A 15,587-nucleotide genomic window follows, 5' to 3' on the forward strand; every position below is an offset into this window, starting at 1 on the left:
TGCGTATCGAGGCTCGATCCACGCCCTGGCTTCGTGGCCTGTTTCTGGTTCTGTTTGTGACAGGGGTAGCAGGTTCTTCATGTTGCCGAGCATCGAGTCAGATCTCCCGAGATCACTGCCTTCAGCAGCCTGACCTCTGCCCGACTTCATGCCATTGCCCCGCGGTCTTGGGCCGTATGGGTACAGCCATAGATAGTCTGCCTTGTCTCATCGCCAGCCCGTTCGCGTTCCTGAACGCCACCAGTACAAAGCTCTGATTGATGCCCGCTCGCCCAGCGAGTTTGCGTTGGATCACATCCCCGGCGCCATCAACTGCCCCGTGCTCAGCGATGCTGAGCGCGCTGAGATCGGCACCATTTACAAGCAAGTCAGTCCTTTTGAGGCAAAGCGTCTGGGCGCCTCCTACGTGGCGGCAAACCTGGCGCGCCACCTGCGCGAAACCTTTGCCGATAAGCCCGCCAACTGGAAGCCTCTGGTCTACTGCTGGCGCGGCGGCCTGCGCAGCGGCTCTATGGTGACTTGGCTGCGCTTAGTAGGCTGGGACGCGCAGCAACTCGCCGGCGGCTACAAGGCCTTTCGTAGCCATGTGATTGAGCAGCTGGAAACCTTGCTTCCCCAAGTGCAAATGCGTGTGCTGTGCGGCGCAACGGGTTCGGCCAAAACCCGGGTGCTGCATGCGCTGGCCGAAAGTGGTGAGCAGGTACTGGACTTGGAAGGTTTTGCCAATCACAAAGGCTCACTACTGGGTAATTTGCCCGGCATAGAGCAGCCTAGCCAAAAGCGCTTTGAGACCTTGATCTCTGAAAAGCTAGAGCAGTTTGACCTGTCTCGCCCCGTTTATTTGGAAGGTGAAAGCGCAAAAATAGGCCGTATCGGTCTGCCGCTGCCGCTGGTCACGCATCTGCATAAGGCCCCAGTCATTGAGGTGCGCGCCACTGAGTCTGCTCGTCTGTCGTATCTGCTGCACGACTATGCGTATCTGGGCGATGAGCCTGAAGCGCTGGCTGGCAAGCTGGGCTGGCTCAAAGAGCTGCATGGCAACGAAGTCATAGGCCGCTGGCAGCAATGGGCGCTAACCAAAGAACTATCGCCCTTGTTTGAAGAGCTGATGCTGCGCCACTATGACCCGCATTACGAGCGTTCGCAGTCCAACCACTTTGATCAGTGGCCTACCCGCCAAGTGCTGCAGGCCGATGATTTGTCTGATGCGGCGATTGCCCGTTTGGCTCAGCAAGTCAGGGCGCTGCAGGCATGATTAAAAGCCGCTAACGCTACCCTTGGTACGTTGTTGTATGGCCTTGCCACAACGCGCTCTTCGGTCAATTCTCAACAGACCCAAGCCTATTTAAGCGTGCTCGACAAAAATCGACACCAGCGATAGCAGCAGCAGCCCCGCCATCACGCCGTTAAAAGTACGCAGTGCTTTGGGTGTGCGCAATGCGCGTCCTACTGTGCTGCCAAAGAGGGTCCACACGCTAATGCTTGGGTAGTTGATCAGTCCTAGCACTAGAGCGGACAGCAGCAGGTTGGCAAAAAAACCATCGCGCGGCGTATAGGTGGCGACCACGCCGATCGCCATGATCCATGCCTTGGGGTTGACCCACTGAAAGGCGGCGGCCTGCCAAAAACCAAACGGGCGCTGGCCAGATTGGCCTTGATCCACACTGCCTGCGCGTGCAATCTTCCAAGCCAGCCACACCAAATAAGCCGCGCCCACATATTTGAGCAGGGTGTAGATGCGTGGCTCGGCCTCAAAAACTTGGCCAAGGCCTGCGCCAATAAGCAGCACCATGACCACTACGCCTAAGCAGATGCCCAGCATATGCGGCACGCTGCGACGATAGCCAAAGGTGGCGCCTGAGGCAGTGAGCATCACATTGTTAGGGCCGGGTGTGATGGAGCTGACCAAGGCAAACATGGCCAGTGGCAATACAAACGAGAGTGATTCGGGCAGCATGGGCATGGTGGCGTCAGGGCGTTGATGCGTGAAGTGTGCCCAATGTTAGTTGCTGGCTTCAGTACAGTGGCAGTACACTTTGTCATGCCAGCTGATGAGTTGGCCTGCTAGTGCAACCCTGACAGTTGAAAACCCACCATGCTTGACTCCGAATCACAATCGTTATCCACACAGGCGGGTGCTGCCGCGTTATCAGCCTCCGTCAGCTGGGGGTGGCAGCCTATTCGCTCTGGCTCCATCGGGCTGGCTGAGCAGTTGGTGGAGCATTTCGGCTCGCTGGTGCGCAATCACGGCTTGCGCGCTGGTGTGCGTTTGCCATCGGTGCGGGCCTTGGCACAAACCGCAGGCGTCAGCCGCGATACCGTGGTGCAGGCCTACGATAGGCTGGCCGCGCAGGGCTTGATCGTGTCGCGCCGCGGCAGTGGCTTTTATGTGGCGAGCCAGCGTTCGGTCACCGCGCCCGCCGAGTCTGTATCGCCGCAGGTGGTGGAGTTTGATACAGCTTATTTGCTCCGAGGCATCTTTGGTGAAAACGAAGACGGCACAGGCAGTGCCGGCTGTCTGCCATCGAGCTGGATGGATCAGGGCCTTATCACGGGTGCAATGCGGGCCATTACGCGCCAAGGTGCGCGGGCCGAACAAAGTCTTTTGGGCTACGGCGTGCCGCAAGGCTTTGCCCCGCTGCGCCAGCACATTGCCTCGTATCTGCAGGCGCAAGAGGTACCAGCCCACCCTGCGATGAATTTGATGACGGTGGCCGGCGTCACGCAAGGGCTAGACCTTATCGTGCGCTGCTTTTTACGCCCCGGCGATACCGTGCTGGTGGAAGATCCGGCCTGGTTTTTGATCTTCGGGCGGTTGAAATACATGGGTGTGAACATCGTCGGCGTGCCGCGCTTGCCCGGTGGCCCGGATGTGCTGGCGCTTGAGTCGCTTGCGCAGGAGCACCAGCCCAAGCTCTTTATCCTCAACACCGCAGTGCACAACCCCACGGGCTTGAGTCTGTCTGCAGGCGTGGCCCATGAGGTATTGCGCATTGCCGAGCGGCATGATTTTTTGCTGGTGGAAGATGACACCTACGCCGATTTCCTGGGCGCTATGCCGCTGCGCCTGGCGGCCATGGATAGGCTGCAACGCGTGATTTTGGTGGGCGGATATTCCAAAACGCTCTCAGGTGGCCTGCGTGTGGGCTATATCGCTGCCAAGCCTGAATATGTCCACCGCCTCACTGACATGAAGCTGCTCTCAGGCCTGACCTCATCGCTGCCGGCTGAGCACATCGTGCATCACATTTTGGCCGATGGTTCTTACCGCAAGCATGTAGATCGCCTGCGTGACAGGGTGGACAGGGCGCGCATTCGCTGCCTGCGCAAACTCGAAGCTTTGGACTGTCATGCCGTGCATGAGCCCGTGGCTGGCACTTTTGCTTGGGTCGACTGCGGGGTCGACACCGAGGTGCTGGCAAGACAGGCGGCCCTGAAAAATTTGCTGCTGGCGCCGGGCGTTTTGTTTTCGCCCCAACAAGCGACCAGCCGCATGCTACGTGTGCCGGTGGCCATGGCCGACCAAGCGGCACCGTGGATGCTGCTGGAGCAGATTCTTAAGCAATTACGTCGGTAATTAAGTCTTTATTTAAGTTGATACTTCCGTCGTTTAGCTCGCCTGCTCGCAGCGTTTTTTGCATTCACGATTGATAACAATCACAGGGCTTTGGCGTACGTGATAGCGCGTTGTCTGCTGTTATGTTTGTAGCATGATTGCAGCACCAGCCTTGCTTCGTAACGCTTCCAGCCACTGCGCCAGCCTCGGTTCACGGTTAATGCGGCTGCTATTTTTGCTTGTTCTATTAGTTGCGGGACTGGCCGCATGCTCCAGTGCGCCAACCAACCATGGCGAAGTTAAAGGTGAAAGCTTTCACTCACGCGAGCTGCTTCAGTCCGACAGCAACCGCATGGCGACGCTGGCCATGAAGCAGAACTTGCAGAACCTGTTTGTCATCATGGACAAGCTCTATCGTCGCAACCCCGCTGAATGGAAAAAGACCGCCACAAGCCGTGAGGCCGCAATTACCTATGTGCGCATAGCCGTAACAGAGCGACAGCCGTGGCATGAGCTGCAGGGCAAGCGCGATGTGGCGGCGCTGTCGCTGGCATTGCAGCCTGAGTTTGAGGGCGACCGGGTAGCAGCCTTTATCTACGCCGCCGCCGATATGCTGATTACCTCGCATGGCGGGCGCACTAGCTTTACGCTGGTGGATGGCTTGGAGCCGCAGCATGTCTTTAATGCCGCACGCAATTTGGAAATTGCCAACTGGATTTTGAACTCACGCAAAGCTGCGTCTGGCCAGCCCTTGCTGCTATCGAATCAGATGAGTGAGGAAGCTAACAATCTGAGTTTTGAGCGGGAGATGGGCAAGATCATTGGCCGGCTTGATCTGATTGCAGACTACACCACAGAGCGCTACCGGCGCTCCGTAATCGGCTATGCGCAGGGCTTGGTGGCCGGGCCATTTCTGCAGTTTTTACCGGTGCGCTGAGGGCAGAGAACATATCTCAGCAAACCAGCCCTTGCTGCTATCGAATCAGATGAGTGAGGAAGCTAATAATCTGAGTTTTGAGCGGGAGATGGGCAAGATCATTGGCCGGCTTGATCTGATTGCAGACTACACCACAGAGCGCTACCGGCGCTCCGTAATCGGCTATGCGCAGGGGTTGGTGGCCGGGCCATTTCTGCAGTTTTTACCGGTGCGCTGAGGGCAGAGAACATATCTCAGCAAACCGAAATTCTGCGTTTGGGATGAGCTGCGAAGCCCCAGCTTTATGCCTGTAGAGCTTGCTCGTTGAGTGCCATGCGCTCTAGGGCGGCGCAGACATCGGCCATGCGGCCAGATATGTACATGCACTCAGGCTGCTTGCGGGGCTCGCGCTGCAAGATTTTGACTTGTCCCGAGGCGGCTGTGGAGGCTGCGGTAGCTGACAACACTGGCGCTGGGCCGGCTTGCGCAGGCAAAGCCAGAGGTAATTGGGTAGCGGCTATATGAGCCGCGTTGGCCTTTGCTTTGCTGTTAACGCGTGCGCCAGTATTGATGCTGTTGCTGCTGCGCCGGCGCGAGCGGTTGGCGCGCATGAAGGGGATGCTGGTGTGCGTCAACTTGAATTCCTCAGTCTCAAAAGAGCTGGGGATGAAAGAAGCTGGCTCAGACTCAGTTGTCTCTGAACTCTTGATGCTCTTGCTATTGCTGGACTCAAAGCTCAGGCTTGTGGCCGAAGCGAAGGGCAGTACTTTCAAGCTCAAGCGGGTCAAAGACTGCAAAGATGTGGCGAATCCCATGTGGCAACTCCTCTTAATAGCCTTGCGGCACAGATAAGGGCAGGATTGCGTTTTAAGGCAAAGCTCCGCCCAGGGCGAAGCAAAACTGCTTCGCGCCTACCACCTGGGCTGGAGAGGGAAAGTGAAAGGTATAGAGGATCAGCTTGCCGCGGTGAGATGGCGGCAAGCTGATGACTAGCCTTGTGACTACATAAACATGGTGTTGCGGATCAGGCCAACGGCCAGACCTTCGATGGCGAAGGGCTCTTCAGGATCCACATGAATGACTTTGTAGTCGGGGTTTTCGGGAAGCAGCTCAATGCCTTGCGGGGTGCGCTTAAAGCGTTTGACCGTGACATCTTCACCCAAGCGGGCAACCACAATTTGGCCGTTGCGCGCTTCGTGGGTGGATTGGACTGCCAGCAAGTCGCCATCCATGATGCCGGCATCGCGCATAGACATACCGCGTACTTTAAGCAGGTAGTCGGGCTTGGCAGCGAACAGGCTAGGCTCAACAGAATAGCTCTGGTCGATATGTTCCTGCGCCAAAATAGGCGAGCCGGCAGCGACGCGACCGACCAGGGGTAGAACCAGTGGTGCCATGCTGCTCAGTGGTAAAGCAAAGCTGTTGCCACGCGCGGCATTGATGCTGCGCACAGTGTCAGCGCGCAGCCGAATGCCACGCGATGTGCCGCTGACCAGATCAATCACGCCTTTGCGTGCCAGTGCTTGCAGATGCTCTTCAGCGGCGTTGGCAGATTTGAAGCCGAAGCTGCTGGCAATCTCGGCTCGGGTAGGCGGCGCACCAGTGCGCGCAATGCTGGACTGGATGAGGTCCAGAATCTGCTGCTGGCGGGGAGTGAGCTTAGGGTGGTCTAGCATGTCTGGGCTTCCGGTCTTTCAGTAGGCTGGGCCTAGTGAGATTTTTAATCTGTGTGTTTATACAGTACCTGTATTTTTAACCAGTTTTTTATGGAGAGCAAGTGCCACAAGCAAAGATTGTCATTTTGGGTACAGGCGGCACGATTGCAGGGCAGGCCCAGAGCAGCACGCAGGGTGTGGGCTACGTGGCGGGGCAGCTCAGTGTGGCAGGGCTTTTGGCCGCTGTGCCAGATTTGCCACAGTTGATTGGTGGTGGCGCGGATGTGGTGCTGGGTGAAGTACTGGATGCCGTGCAAATTGCCCAAATTGACAGCAAGGACATGGATTGGCCAGTGTGGCGCAGCCTGCTAAAGGCTGTGAAGGCGGGGCTGGACGATGCGGGCACGAAAGCGCTGGTGATTACGCATGGCACGGACACGCTGGAAGAAACCACTTGGCTGCTGCAACTGCTGCTGCAGCCGACTAAGCCCGTAGTGCTGACCTGCGCCATGCGCCCGGCGACATCGCTGCAAGCCGATGGTCCGCAGAACCTGCGTGATGCGGTGGTGGTTGCTGCAGATGGAGGCGCTGGTGTATGGGTCGTTGCAGCCGGTGAAGTGCACGCGGCGCGTGAGGTGCTCAAGGTACACCCCTACCGTTTGAATGCGCTGCGCTCTTATGAGGGCGGGCCATGCGCTTATGTGGAAGAAGGGCGTGTGCGCTGGCTGGGGCGCGCTGCGGCGCAATACTCAGGCTTGGATGTGGTGCGGCTTGAACAGTTGCTGGCCTCAGATGAGCTGCCTTGGGTAGAGATTGTTCAGTCAGGCGCTTTGCAAAGCGCGCGCGCTGTACAGGCCTTGGTGGCTGCTGGCGTGCAGGGCTTGGTGGTGGCGGGCACGGGTAATGGCTCGCTTCATCAGGCGATGAAGCAGGCGCTGCTTGAGGCCAAAGCGCAGGGCGTGAGTGTCTGGCTCACCACGCGCTGCTTGGAGGGGCAAGTGGTGGGTGCGCAGTCAGTGAAAAGTCGCGGTAATTGCAAAGTTATTAGCAAAGCTCATAGCGGGGCTGAGACACATCTTGGCTGTGATGAAATCGCAGCCCATGTTATTCAAGCTGAAGGGGAGGATCGTCTAGATACGGTGCTACTGCCGCCCAGCAAGGCGCGTATTGCGTTGATGCTGTACCTCGTTTGCTCATAAATTTATAGCTGTAGGTCTATATGAAATATGGACTGCAAAGCAAAAAAGCACCTAAAAGGCGCTTTTTTGTGGTCTGAGGTGGCTTATTCGGCCAGAGCAGCGAAGGCGCGCTCGGTGATTTGTTCCACGGTGCCTGTGCCGCTGATAGCGCGGTACTTGGGGGCAGCAGCAGCGTCGGCCTTGGCCCAGTTGCTGTAGTAGTCCACCAGAGGGCGAGTCTGGCTGCTGTACACATCCAGGCGCTTCTTGACGGTTTCTTCCTTGTCATCTTCGCGCTGCACCAGGTCTTCACCGGTCACATCGTCCTTGCCTTCGACCTTGGGGGCGTTGAACTTGACGTGGTAGGTACGGCCCGAGGCGGGGTGGCTGCGGCGGCCGCTCATGCGCTCGATGATGGCTTCAAAGGGCACGTCGATTTCCAGCACATAGTCCAGCTTCACGCCAGCAGCCTTCATGGCGTCGGCCTGAGGGATGGTGCGGGGGAAGCCGTCAAACAAAAAGCCCTTGGCGCAGTCTTCTTGAGAGATGCGTTCTTTGACCAAATTGATGATCAGATCGTCGCTGACCAGCTGGCCTGCATCCATCACGGCCTTGGCTTGCAGACCCAGAGGGGTGCCAGCCTTGACTGCTGCACGCAGCATGTCGCCGGTGGAGATTTGAGGGATACCGTACTTTTGGCAAATAAAGGTTGCCTGAGTGCCTTTACCGGCGCCGGGAGCTCCCAACAAAATCAGTTTCATGGAAATCCTTGAGGAGAGTAGAAATTTTTTTGACAAGCTCAGGGAAACGGGTGGACGTCTGTAGTCCCTGAGCTGTATTTTTTAGCGGGCAAGGATAGCATGCACAAGGCCAGCGCAGGCTTATTTTCACAGTCAAGACTGTCGCCAATGCGGACCAAAAAAATGCGTGTATCCGGTGCAAACGCGATGGCTTTAGTTATAAGGCCTGCGTGCTTGTGGGCACATGCGCTGTTTGGACTAGGTGGAAAGTATAGCTAGCAGTGCTTGCCACGACTGGACTTAGGCTTTTTTAGAGCCAAGCTTGCGCGTTAAAACTACAGCGCCCATCAAATCCTGATCTTTTGCGAAACCTATAAGAAACTGATACGAAACCTCTACGAAAAAAGCCTGTGCTACTTTGGTGCACAGGCTTGGGTTCAGATCAAAAGCAGCTTCTTAATGTTCAAACACGGCGCGCACGCGTTCCAGATCTTCAGGGGTGTCAACGCCAGCCCCGGGTGCATCGGGGGTAATGTGCACGGCAATGCGGTGACCGTGCCACAGGGCGCGAAGTTGCTCTAGCTGCTCCATGGCCTCAGTCGGCGCGGGCGAGAGTTGTGGGAATGCACGCAGAAAACCGGCCTTGTAGCTGTAGATGCCGATATGGCGCAGCGGCGAGAAGCTTGCATGGCCTGCTTTGGGCGTAGCCGTCTTCCACCACGCTTCATCGGCGTGATCGCGCGAGAAGGGAATGGGCGCGCGGCTGAAATAACTGGCCAGCCCCTGGGCATCACACACCACCTTTACCACATTGGGGTTGCGGTAGTCCGTCAGGCTATCAATCGGGTGGGCTGCTGTGCCCATGCTCGCTTCGGGTCGGGCGAGCAGCAGTTTGGCTACGGCGTCGATCAAGGCGGGGTCAATCAGGGGCTCGTCGCCCTGCACATTGACCACCACATCGTCGCCTGTCAGCCCCAATTGCGTGCAGGCTTCGGCCAAGCGGTCGCTGCCGCTAGGGTGATCAGTGCGGGTGAGGATGGCTTCAATGCCGTGCTGGACGCAGGCTGCAACAATGCTTGCATCGTCTGCAGCCACCACGCAGCGCGCCGCGCCAGCAAGCGCTGCACGTTGCGCCACGCGCACCACCATGGGCAGGCCGGCAATATCGGCCAGTGGCTTGCCGGGCAGGCGGGTAGAGGCCAAGCGGGCGGGGATCAGTACCGTGTAGCTCATGGCTTAGTACTGGCTGTCATCCAATTCGTCATCGCTGAGCGTGCGCGCTTCGTTTTCCAGTAAGACAGGAATGCCGTCACGCACGGGGTATGCCAAGCGTGCGCTGTGGCTGATGAGTTCTTGATTTTGACGATCAAGGCGCAGCGGGCCCTTGGTGACGGGGCAGACCAGCAGTTCAAGAAGTTTGGCGTCCATGGGGAAATCCTGCGAAACGGGGTGAGGGCGCCAACCCGTGGGCTGACACCGCAAAGAGGGCGATGAATGTGCCAATGATAGTCAGGCTGCGGAGCCTTGGCCGCGAATATGGGCGCTGGCCGCTGCTAACTGCGTATCGAGCAGCTCCCAAAAGGCCGGCGGCAGCTGCAATTGCAGTGGCACTGCCCAAGCCTCAGGGTAGTTGCGCCACAGTTTGACGGCGTCTTTTTCAGTGCAAATCAGCGTAGAGTCTTTATTCAGCTTGCGTGAGAAGCTCTCAAAATCATAGTGATCAGGCAAAGCCTGCGTGGCGGCGGGCGCAATGCCCTGATCTGCCAGCATGGCAAAAAATGATTCTGGGCGGGCGACGGCGGCCACGGCTTCAACGTTTTGGCCTGCGAGATCGCTCATGCGAATACTCTGACCAAAACCGTTGCGCACCTCATCACCCAGACTGCGCTGCAGTGCAAAAGCGGGTGACAAGCCTAGCGGCTGGGGCGGCTGGCCTGCATACAGTGCCGCGGTAACGGGGCGTGGCCAAGCTTCGCGCAGCGGGCCAGCGGGTAGCAAAAAGCCGTTGCCCACGCCTTCGTCGTTAAACACGCACAGCTCTATGTCTCGGGCTAGCGCTAAATGCTGCAAGCCGTCATCACTGACGATGACATTGACCTGCGCATACTTTTGGCGCAGCGCCAGAGCCGCTTCAATGCGTTTGGCCGCCACAAATACCGGCACGCCTGTGCTGCGCGCAAGAAGAGCAGGCTCGTCGCCCACGTCACTGGCAGGAGTGTCTGGCAGGGCTTCGCGGCAGTCTTGTCCAGCCACCACCTTGCGGCCATAGCCGCGCGAGATGATGCCCGGCTGCCAGCCTTGGGCTTTGAGGTGCGCTACCACGGCTTGAGTGACGGGGGTCTTGCCTGCGCCGCCCGCAATCACATTGCCAACCACGATGACGGGGACCCCGGCAGCCTGTTGCTGCTTGAGCATGCGCAGAGCATTCCAGCTTTGCAGCGCACCGTAGAGCATTGACACAGGCCAAAGCAGCCACGCACCCGCACCGCGCTGGCGCCAAATGGCGCGCAAACCGCTTGAATGCTTGGAGGCTGGGGAGGGCGAGCTAGTAGAGCTGATGGACATAAGAGCTCGAATCATAAGAGCAAGGCTAGGCGCTGAAACTGGGCTGGCGTATATCTGGCCGATGTAAGTCTCAGGAGTTGGTGATGTCAGCGACTTATTGCATAAACCAGTGCGTGCCACAGCCACAATGCCGAAGTTGCCTCACTTTGTGCGATTGACCTAGCTTGCGTCAAATAGCCTAAGAGTGATATCCACAATCGAGAACAACTCTTGCTTTCGAGCGAGAACTCTATTTAAAACTTGGTTGATAGGTTGTGTTAGTAGTTGTAAATTTGATTGCGTGGTGATTAGATCAAGCATGGGTTTGAGTATTAAGTCATCAATTTTGAAGCTCGCTTCATTCACAAGATGTTGTCTGTAGAGGTGAGCAGTGAGATTTTTTTTGAGCGCATGGCGCTTGATTGCAAACAATAAAAGGAGTGATCAATGCACATGAGCACTTTGGAGGATGCGGCTCAAGGGCTGCAGATGATGCAGTTTCAGTCTTTGGAGCGGGTCATGGCCATGGCTTGTTACTCAGCCAGTGGTGACTTGTCATACGCCAACAGCATTTATTTGAACCTGCTGGGCTTGACGCTTGAGCAAGCACAAGGTCGTAGCCACCAGAGCTTTTGCCGCCCTGCATTCGTAGCCAGTGCCGAATACGCTCAGATGTGGGCTGGCCTGCGCGAAGGCCAGCCATTTTCTGGCGTGGTGGAGCGCGTGCACAGTGACGGTAGTTGCTGCTGGTTAGAAGCTACGTATTCCCCGGTCTTTGATGCTCAAGGCCATGTGGTGCAGGTGATGAGCGTGGCCACGGACATCACAGCGCGCCATAGTCTAGAAATCTCCCAGAGGCAGCGTTTGCGTATGCTGTCTTTGGTGGCTGACGCAAGCGATACGGCGGTGCTCATCAGTGATGCGTCTTCGCGCATTGCGTATATCAATGGTGGCTTCAGCCGTATGTTTGGTTGGGAGATACAAGAAATTGTCGGGCGCGACCCCAGCCGTTTGCTAGCCCCCCATGTGGCCGAAGGCTTTGGCGAGGAGTTTCGCTGCCTGTTAAAGGCAGGGCAATCGGTTAACCGTGAAGAAATCGTGGTGGGCAAGCAAGGTCAGCGTTACTGGGCCAAGGTGCAAAGCAATCCGATGTTGGATGCTGCGGGCCACTGGCAATACACCGTCTCGGTGCTGACCGATATCACCAGCTCCAAAATGCACGAGGTGCTGCAGCACCGCGTGATGGAAGCCATGGCCAAAGACCACCCTCTGGTCGAGGTGTTGGAGATGATGTGCAAAGAGGTAGAGCGTATCGCTCCCGAGGTCACAGCATCAATCTTGGAGGTCGATGAGCAAGGTTTGCTGCACCCCTTGGCTAGCCCTAGTTTGCCTGCAGCCTATTCCTCGCAATTGGAGGGCTTGGCAGTGGGGGATAAAGCGGGCTCATGCGGTACAGCCGCTTGGCGCAATGAGTCTGTTGTTGTGCATGACATTGCTACCGACCCTTTGTGGAGCGATTACAAGCACCTGATCTTGCCCCTTGGCTACCAAGCCTGCTGGTCTACGCCAATTAGAGGCAAGCAGGGGCAGGCCGTGGGTACGTTTGCGTTTTACTACCGGGATGCGCGCGCAGGCGTCGCTTCGGCCTACCATCAGCAATTGGTCGATGCTTGCACACATATGTGTGCTTTGGCATTGGAGCGTGAGCATTCTCGTCAGCGCATTCGGCAGCTGGCGTTTTACGACACTTTGACAGGCTTGCCTAACCGCAGCTTGTTGCTTGCCAAGGCTGAGCAAGTTTTAGCCAGTACCCAGCGTGGTGCCGTGTTGTTCATTGATCTGGATCGCTTTAAGCAAGTCAATGATTCGCTTGGGCACCCGGCCGGCGATCAGTTACTGCGCGCTACCGCTGCGCGCTTAAGGCAAGTGCTGCGTAATTCAGACATTGTTGGACGTTTGTCGGGTGATGAATTTGTAGCGGTACTGCCTGACTGTGATGCCGCTTATGTAGCAATCATTATTGAGCGCTTGCAAGAGTTAATGGCCCAGTCGGTGAGCTTTCAAGACAGCGCTGTGGCGGTGACGGCGAGCATTGGTATTGCGATGTTTCCTGAAGACGGGCGCGAGATGGAAACCCTGATGCATCGTGCCGATATGGCCATGTACCAAGCCAAAAAAACCGGTCGAGGTGGCTTTAGCTTCTTTAGCCGTGAGCTCAATCGCTTGGCGCAAGAGCGTATGGCGCTTGAGCATGCTTTGCGCCAAGCACTCAAAGAAGGCGCATTGCATTTGCACTATCAGCCGCAGATCGAACTCCATACTGGCCGACTTTACGGCGTGGAGGCATTGGCGCGTTGGACTCACGGCGTACTGGGCGAAATATCACCGGCACGCTTTATTCCATTGGCTGAAGAGTGTGGCTTGATTGGTGAATTAGGGCGCTGGGCAGTGGGGGAGGCCTGCAGACAATTGGGTCACTGGCGCGCGCTAGGCTTAGCGGTGCCTTCGGTCGCTGTGAATCTGTCGCCCTCTAACTTCCACAACTTAGACTTGCCGCGCATGGTTGCCGATGCTTTAGAGCGCAATGCTTTGCAGCCCAAGGATTTAACGATTGAGCTGACCGAGAGCATTTTGCTGGACACCAACCCCAGCACGATGCAGACCATTCATGAAGTCCACGCTCAAGGCGTGCGACTGTCGATGGATGACTTTGGTACCGGTTACTCCAGCCTGAGCTATTTACGCCGCTTGCCAGTCAGTGAGCTGAAATTGGATCGCAGTTTTGTGGCGGATATAGAGCACGACGAAGCGGCTCAAGCCTTAAGTGGCGCAATTTTGGGGATCGGTAAGAGCCTGCACCTGACCGTGGTGGCCGAAGGCATTGAGACCCCTGTGCAGCACGTGATGCTCAGAGACCAGGGCTATCACGTGGCACAGGGGTATTTGTTTGCACGACCATTGACTCCTAAAGCGTTCGAGCAGTGGCTGCATGAGCAAACAGTGGTCGCAACGCCTTAGACATAAGCTGGCTGGAGGGCGTTGCGTAAGCTGAGTTAGGGGGCAAAACGCAGCTTATTTTTTCTGCAGCATCTTGATGACGCTAGAGAAATCTTCTCCGCCATGGCCGGCCATGCTGTGCGCGCTGTAGATGGCGCGGGCCATGCCGCCTAGCGGTGTGCTTGAGCGGGTGGCAATGGCGTTCTCCTGCGCAAGGCCCAGGTCCTTGAGCATCAGGTCGGTGCCAAAGCCGCCGGCATAGCCCTTGCTGGCGGGCGCGTTCTCATGCACGCCGGGGTAGGGGTTGTATTTTTCCAGTGCCCAGTTGCCGCCAGAGCTGCGGCGCATGATTTCGCTGAGCACCTTGGGGTCCAGCCCGTTGGCCACGCCCAGCGCAATCGCTTCGCTGGTGCCCACCATCAAAATGCCCAGCAGCATGTTGTTGCAGATCTTGGCAGTCTGGCCCGCGCCCACAGCGCCTGCGTGGAAGATGTTAGAGCCCATTTTCTCCAGCAGCGGCTGGGCGCGTGCCAGTTGTGCATCGCTTGCGCCGACCATGAATGTCAGCGTACCCGAAATCGCGCCGCCAGTACCTCCAGAGACGGGGGCATCGATAAAGTCAATGCCCAAGGCCGCAGCCGCCTTGGCTACTTTCTGGCTGGTGGCCGAGGCGATGGTGGAGCTGTCTATCACCAGCGTGCCCTTGGTGATATGGGCCAGCAGCCCTTGCTGATCGGCATTGCCCAGAAACAGCGATTCCACATGCTGGCTGGCGGGCAGCATGGTGATGACGGCCTCTGCTCCTTGCACCGCAGTGGCTGCGCAGGATGCCGCTTGCCCGCCCGCCGCAACCACCTTGGCAATGGCGTCATGGCTCAGGTCAAAAGCTTTGACGCTGTGGCCGGCCTTGGCCAGATTGATGGCCATGGGCGCGCCCATATTGCCCAGACCGATAAAAGCGATTTGCATATTCTGTCTCCTTGCTGGTGTGAGTTTGATAGCTGCTTGCGATTGATCTGTATGCGTTTGAGGCGGTTTAGCCTTGATTTTTCAGGCTTGCGCCTTTGTCCATCAGCAGGCTGCGCAGAATGCTGCGGTGGCATTGCGATTCATCATCGCAATAGCAGCCTATGGCAAAAGCGCTGCTGTGCGAGAGGGCCGCCAGCAGGCCCAGCGTGCGGTCTGTTGCTGGCTCGCTCAGTTGCTTGCGAAACTGCTTTTCAAACAGCTTCCAGAGCTTGTCGGCCTCGGCTGTCTGGCCTGCGGCGCGCAGCTTGACGGATTCTTGCGCCTGCGCCATCAGCTCTGCCTCGGGCGAGAGTTCTGGCAACCAGCAGTCGTAATAGTTGCGGCTGGCAAATTCGGTCTTGGGCACTCCACGCGGCGGGCGGCGCACGGTGCCTATGCGCAGGCCTTCGTCGGGGGTGCGGTCGCTGCCTAGCTGAACAATGCAAAGGGCCATGGCGTGAGTCCTTCAGGCTTAGAGTCTCTTATTCGCGGTCAAAAATAGGATGCTTCTTCGGCGTCTCGGCAGCATCTGATGCTTCAAGCGTTTTAGTGCTCTTGCGCTTTCTCGATATGCGCTGGCTGCTATCTTTTTCAGTAGCAGCAGCCTTTTTGCGGCGTGGAGATGCCTTGGCCTGCGGGTTGTAGGCCAGCGCTTCGCGCAGCCACAAGCTCCAGCGCTCGCGGCTGGCATAGCCGTCGCTGCTGATCCAGAAGTAGCCCTGCATACCGCCGCCCGGCGACAGCTCGCGCAGGCCCTGCATCTCCAGAAATTCGCTGTGCCGCGCGGGCGGCAGGCGCACCAGTAGCTCTTCGTTTTTGACGCCCAGACACAGTTTGCCGTCCACAAAAAAGCAGTAGCTGCCAAACAGCGTGCGCTCTTCCAGCTGCTCAATGTCGCCCAGCGCCTGCTCCAGACTTTCACGCAGGGCGTGAATCAGCTGCAGGCTTTGGTCAGAGAGGGGGCGGGCGGGCATGGCGTGTTGTCTGGGTTAA

The 15,587-nt window shown here is 57.5% G+C and carries 15 protein-coding genes and 1 pseudogene; 6 read left to right on the forward strand and 10 right to left on the reverse strand.

Annotation, left to right across the window (positions count from 1 at the left end; translation table 11 throughout):
* Positions 1-202 precede the first annotated feature (202 nt).
* A complete protein-coding gene (gene mnmH / locus KUF54_RS06765) occupies positions 203-1,255 on the forward strand; it encodes a tRNA 2-selenouridine(34) synthase MnmH (RefSeq protein ID WP_219345880.1) in 1,053 nt (350 codons plus the stop codon).
* 90 nt (positions 1,256-1,345) lie between these two features.
* Here mnmH and KUF54_RS06770 read toward each other — a convergent pair whose 3' ends face one another.
* A complete protein-coding gene (locus tag KUF54_RS06770) occupies positions 1,346-1,963 on the reverse strand; it encodes a LysE family translocator (RefSeq protein ID WP_219345881.1) in 618 nt (205 codons plus the stop codon).
* Positions 1,964-2,095: 132 nt separating this feature from the next.
* Between KUF54_RS06770 and KUF54_RS06775 the strand changes: the two genes are divergently transcribed.
* The 3 genes and pseudogenes from KUF54_RS06775 to KUF54_RS06785 form a co-directional block, all read left to right on the forward strand.
* A complete protein-coding gene (locus KUF54_RS06775) occupies positions 2,096-3,577 on the forward strand; it encodes a PLP-dependent aminotransferase family protein (protein WP_219345882.1) in 1,482 nt (493 codons plus the stop codon).
* 133 nt (positions 3,578-3,710) lie between these two features.
* Complete coding sequence (locus tag KUF54_RS06780) at positions 3,711-4,493, forward strand: hypothetical protein (protein ID WP_219345883.1); 783 nt, start codon at positions 3,711-3,713, stop codon at positions 4,491-4,493.
* A pseudogene (locus KUF54_RS06785) lies at positions 4,492-4,710 on the forward strand (hypothetical protein); the annotation flags it as partial. The gene KUF54_RS06780 and the pseudogene KUF54_RS06785, both read left to right, overlap by 2 nt.
* A gap of 64 nt (positions 4,711-4,774) precedes the next feature.
* Here KUF54_RS06785 and KUF54_RS06790 read toward each other — a convergent pair.
* Both KUF54_RS06790 and lexA read right to left on the reverse strand, forming a co-directional pair.
* Positions 4,775-5,287 (reverse strand): hypothetical protein, encoded by a 513-nt coding sequence (locus KUF54_RS06790; protein WP_219345884.1) that lies wholly within the window; start codon positions 5,285-5,287, stop codon positions 4,775-4,777.
* 186 nt (positions 5,288-5,473) lie between these two features.
* A complete protein-coding gene (gene lexA, locus KUF54_RS06795; RefSeq protein WP_219345885.1) occupies positions 5,474-6,148 on the reverse strand; it encodes a transcriptional repressor LexA in 675 nt (224 codons plus the stop codon).
* A gap of 101 nt (positions 6,149-6,249) precedes the next feature.
* On the opposite strand from lexA, the gene KUF54_RS06800 reads away from it, so the two are divergent.
* Complete coding sequence (locus tag KUF54_RS06800; RefSeq protein WP_219345886.1) at positions 6,250-7,326, forward strand: asparaginase; 1,077 nt, start codon at positions 6,250-6,252, stop codon at positions 7,324-7,326.
* A gap of 83 nt (positions 7,327-7,409) precedes the next feature.
* Here the strand turns inward: KUF54_RS06800 and adk are convergent, their stop codons facing one another.
* The 4 genes from adk to lpxK all read right to left on the reverse strand — a co-directional run bounded on the left by adk (position 7,410) and on the right by lpxK (position 10,604).
* On the reverse strand, positions 7,410-8,066 hold the full coding sequence (gene adk / locus KUF54_RS06805; RefSeq protein WP_219345887.1) for an adenylate kinase: 657 nt from the start codon (positions 8,064-8,066) through the stop codon (positions 7,410-7,412).
* A gap of 435 nt (positions 8,067-8,501) precedes the next feature.
* Positions 8,502-9,278 (reverse strand): 3-deoxy-manno-octulosonate cytidylyltransferase, encoded by a 777-nt coding sequence (gene kdsB / locus KUF54_RS06810; protein ID WP_219345888.1) that lies wholly within the window; start codon positions 9,276-9,278, stop codon positions 8,502-8,504.
* 3 nt (positions 9,279-9,281) lie between these two features.
* Positions 9,282-9,473 carry a Trm112 family protein gene (locus tag KUF54_RS06815; RefSeq protein WP_219345889.1) on the reverse strand — a complete coding sequence of 64 codons (192 nt, stop codon included), beginning with the start codon at positions 9,471-9,473 and terminating at the stop codon, positions 9,282-9,284.
* Between the two features lie 81 nt (positions 9,474-9,554).
* A complete protein-coding gene (gene lpxK, locus KUF54_RS06820) occupies positions 9,555-10,604 on the reverse strand; it encodes a tetraacyldisaccharide 4'-kinase (RefSeq protein ID WP_219346302.1) in 1,050 nt (349 codons plus the stop codon).
* 438 nt (positions 10,605-11,042) lie between these two features.
* Here lpxK and KUF54_RS06825 point away from each other — a divergent pair, with 438 nt between their 5' ends.
* Positions 11,043-13,607, forward strand: coding sequence for an EAL domain-containing protein (locus tag KUF54_RS06825; protein WP_219345890.1), 2,565 nt, complete (start codon positions 11,043-11,045; stop codon positions 13,605-13,607).
* 54 nt (positions 13,608-13,661) lie between these two features.
* Here the strand turns inward: KUF54_RS06825 and mmsB are convergent, their stop codons facing one another.
* The 3 genes from mmsB to KUF54_RS06840 form a co-directional block, all read right to left on the reverse strand.
* A complete protein-coding gene (gene mmsB, locus KUF54_RS06830) occupies positions 13,662-14,555 on the reverse strand; it encodes a 3-hydroxyisobutyrate dehydrogenase (RefSeq protein WP_219345891.1) in 894 nt (297 codons plus the stop codon).
* A 67-nt stretch (positions 14,556-14,622) separates the two neighbouring features.
* The gene (locus tag KUF54_RS06835; RefSeq protein WP_219345892.1) at positions 14,623-15,048 is read right to left on the reverse strand and encodes a DUF488 domain-containing protein; all 426 of its coding nucleotides are present in this window, start codon (positions 15,046-15,048) and stop codon (positions 14,623-14,625) included.
* 28 nt (positions 15,049-15,076) lie between these two features.
* The gene (locus KUF54_RS06840) at positions 15,077-15,568 is read right to left on the reverse strand and encodes a TfoX/Sxy family protein (RefSeq protein WP_219345893.1); all 492 of its coding nucleotides are present in this window, start codon (positions 15,566-15,568) and stop codon (positions 15,077-15,079) included.
* Between the last annotated feature and the right edge of the window lie 19 nt (positions 15,569-15,587).

Origin of the sequence: Comamonas sp. Y33R10-2, from assembly GCF_019355935.1 — a bacterium.
Classification (GTDB): domain Bacteria; phylum Pseudomonadota; class Gammaproteobacteria; order Burkholderiales; family Burkholderiaceae_C; genus Comamonas.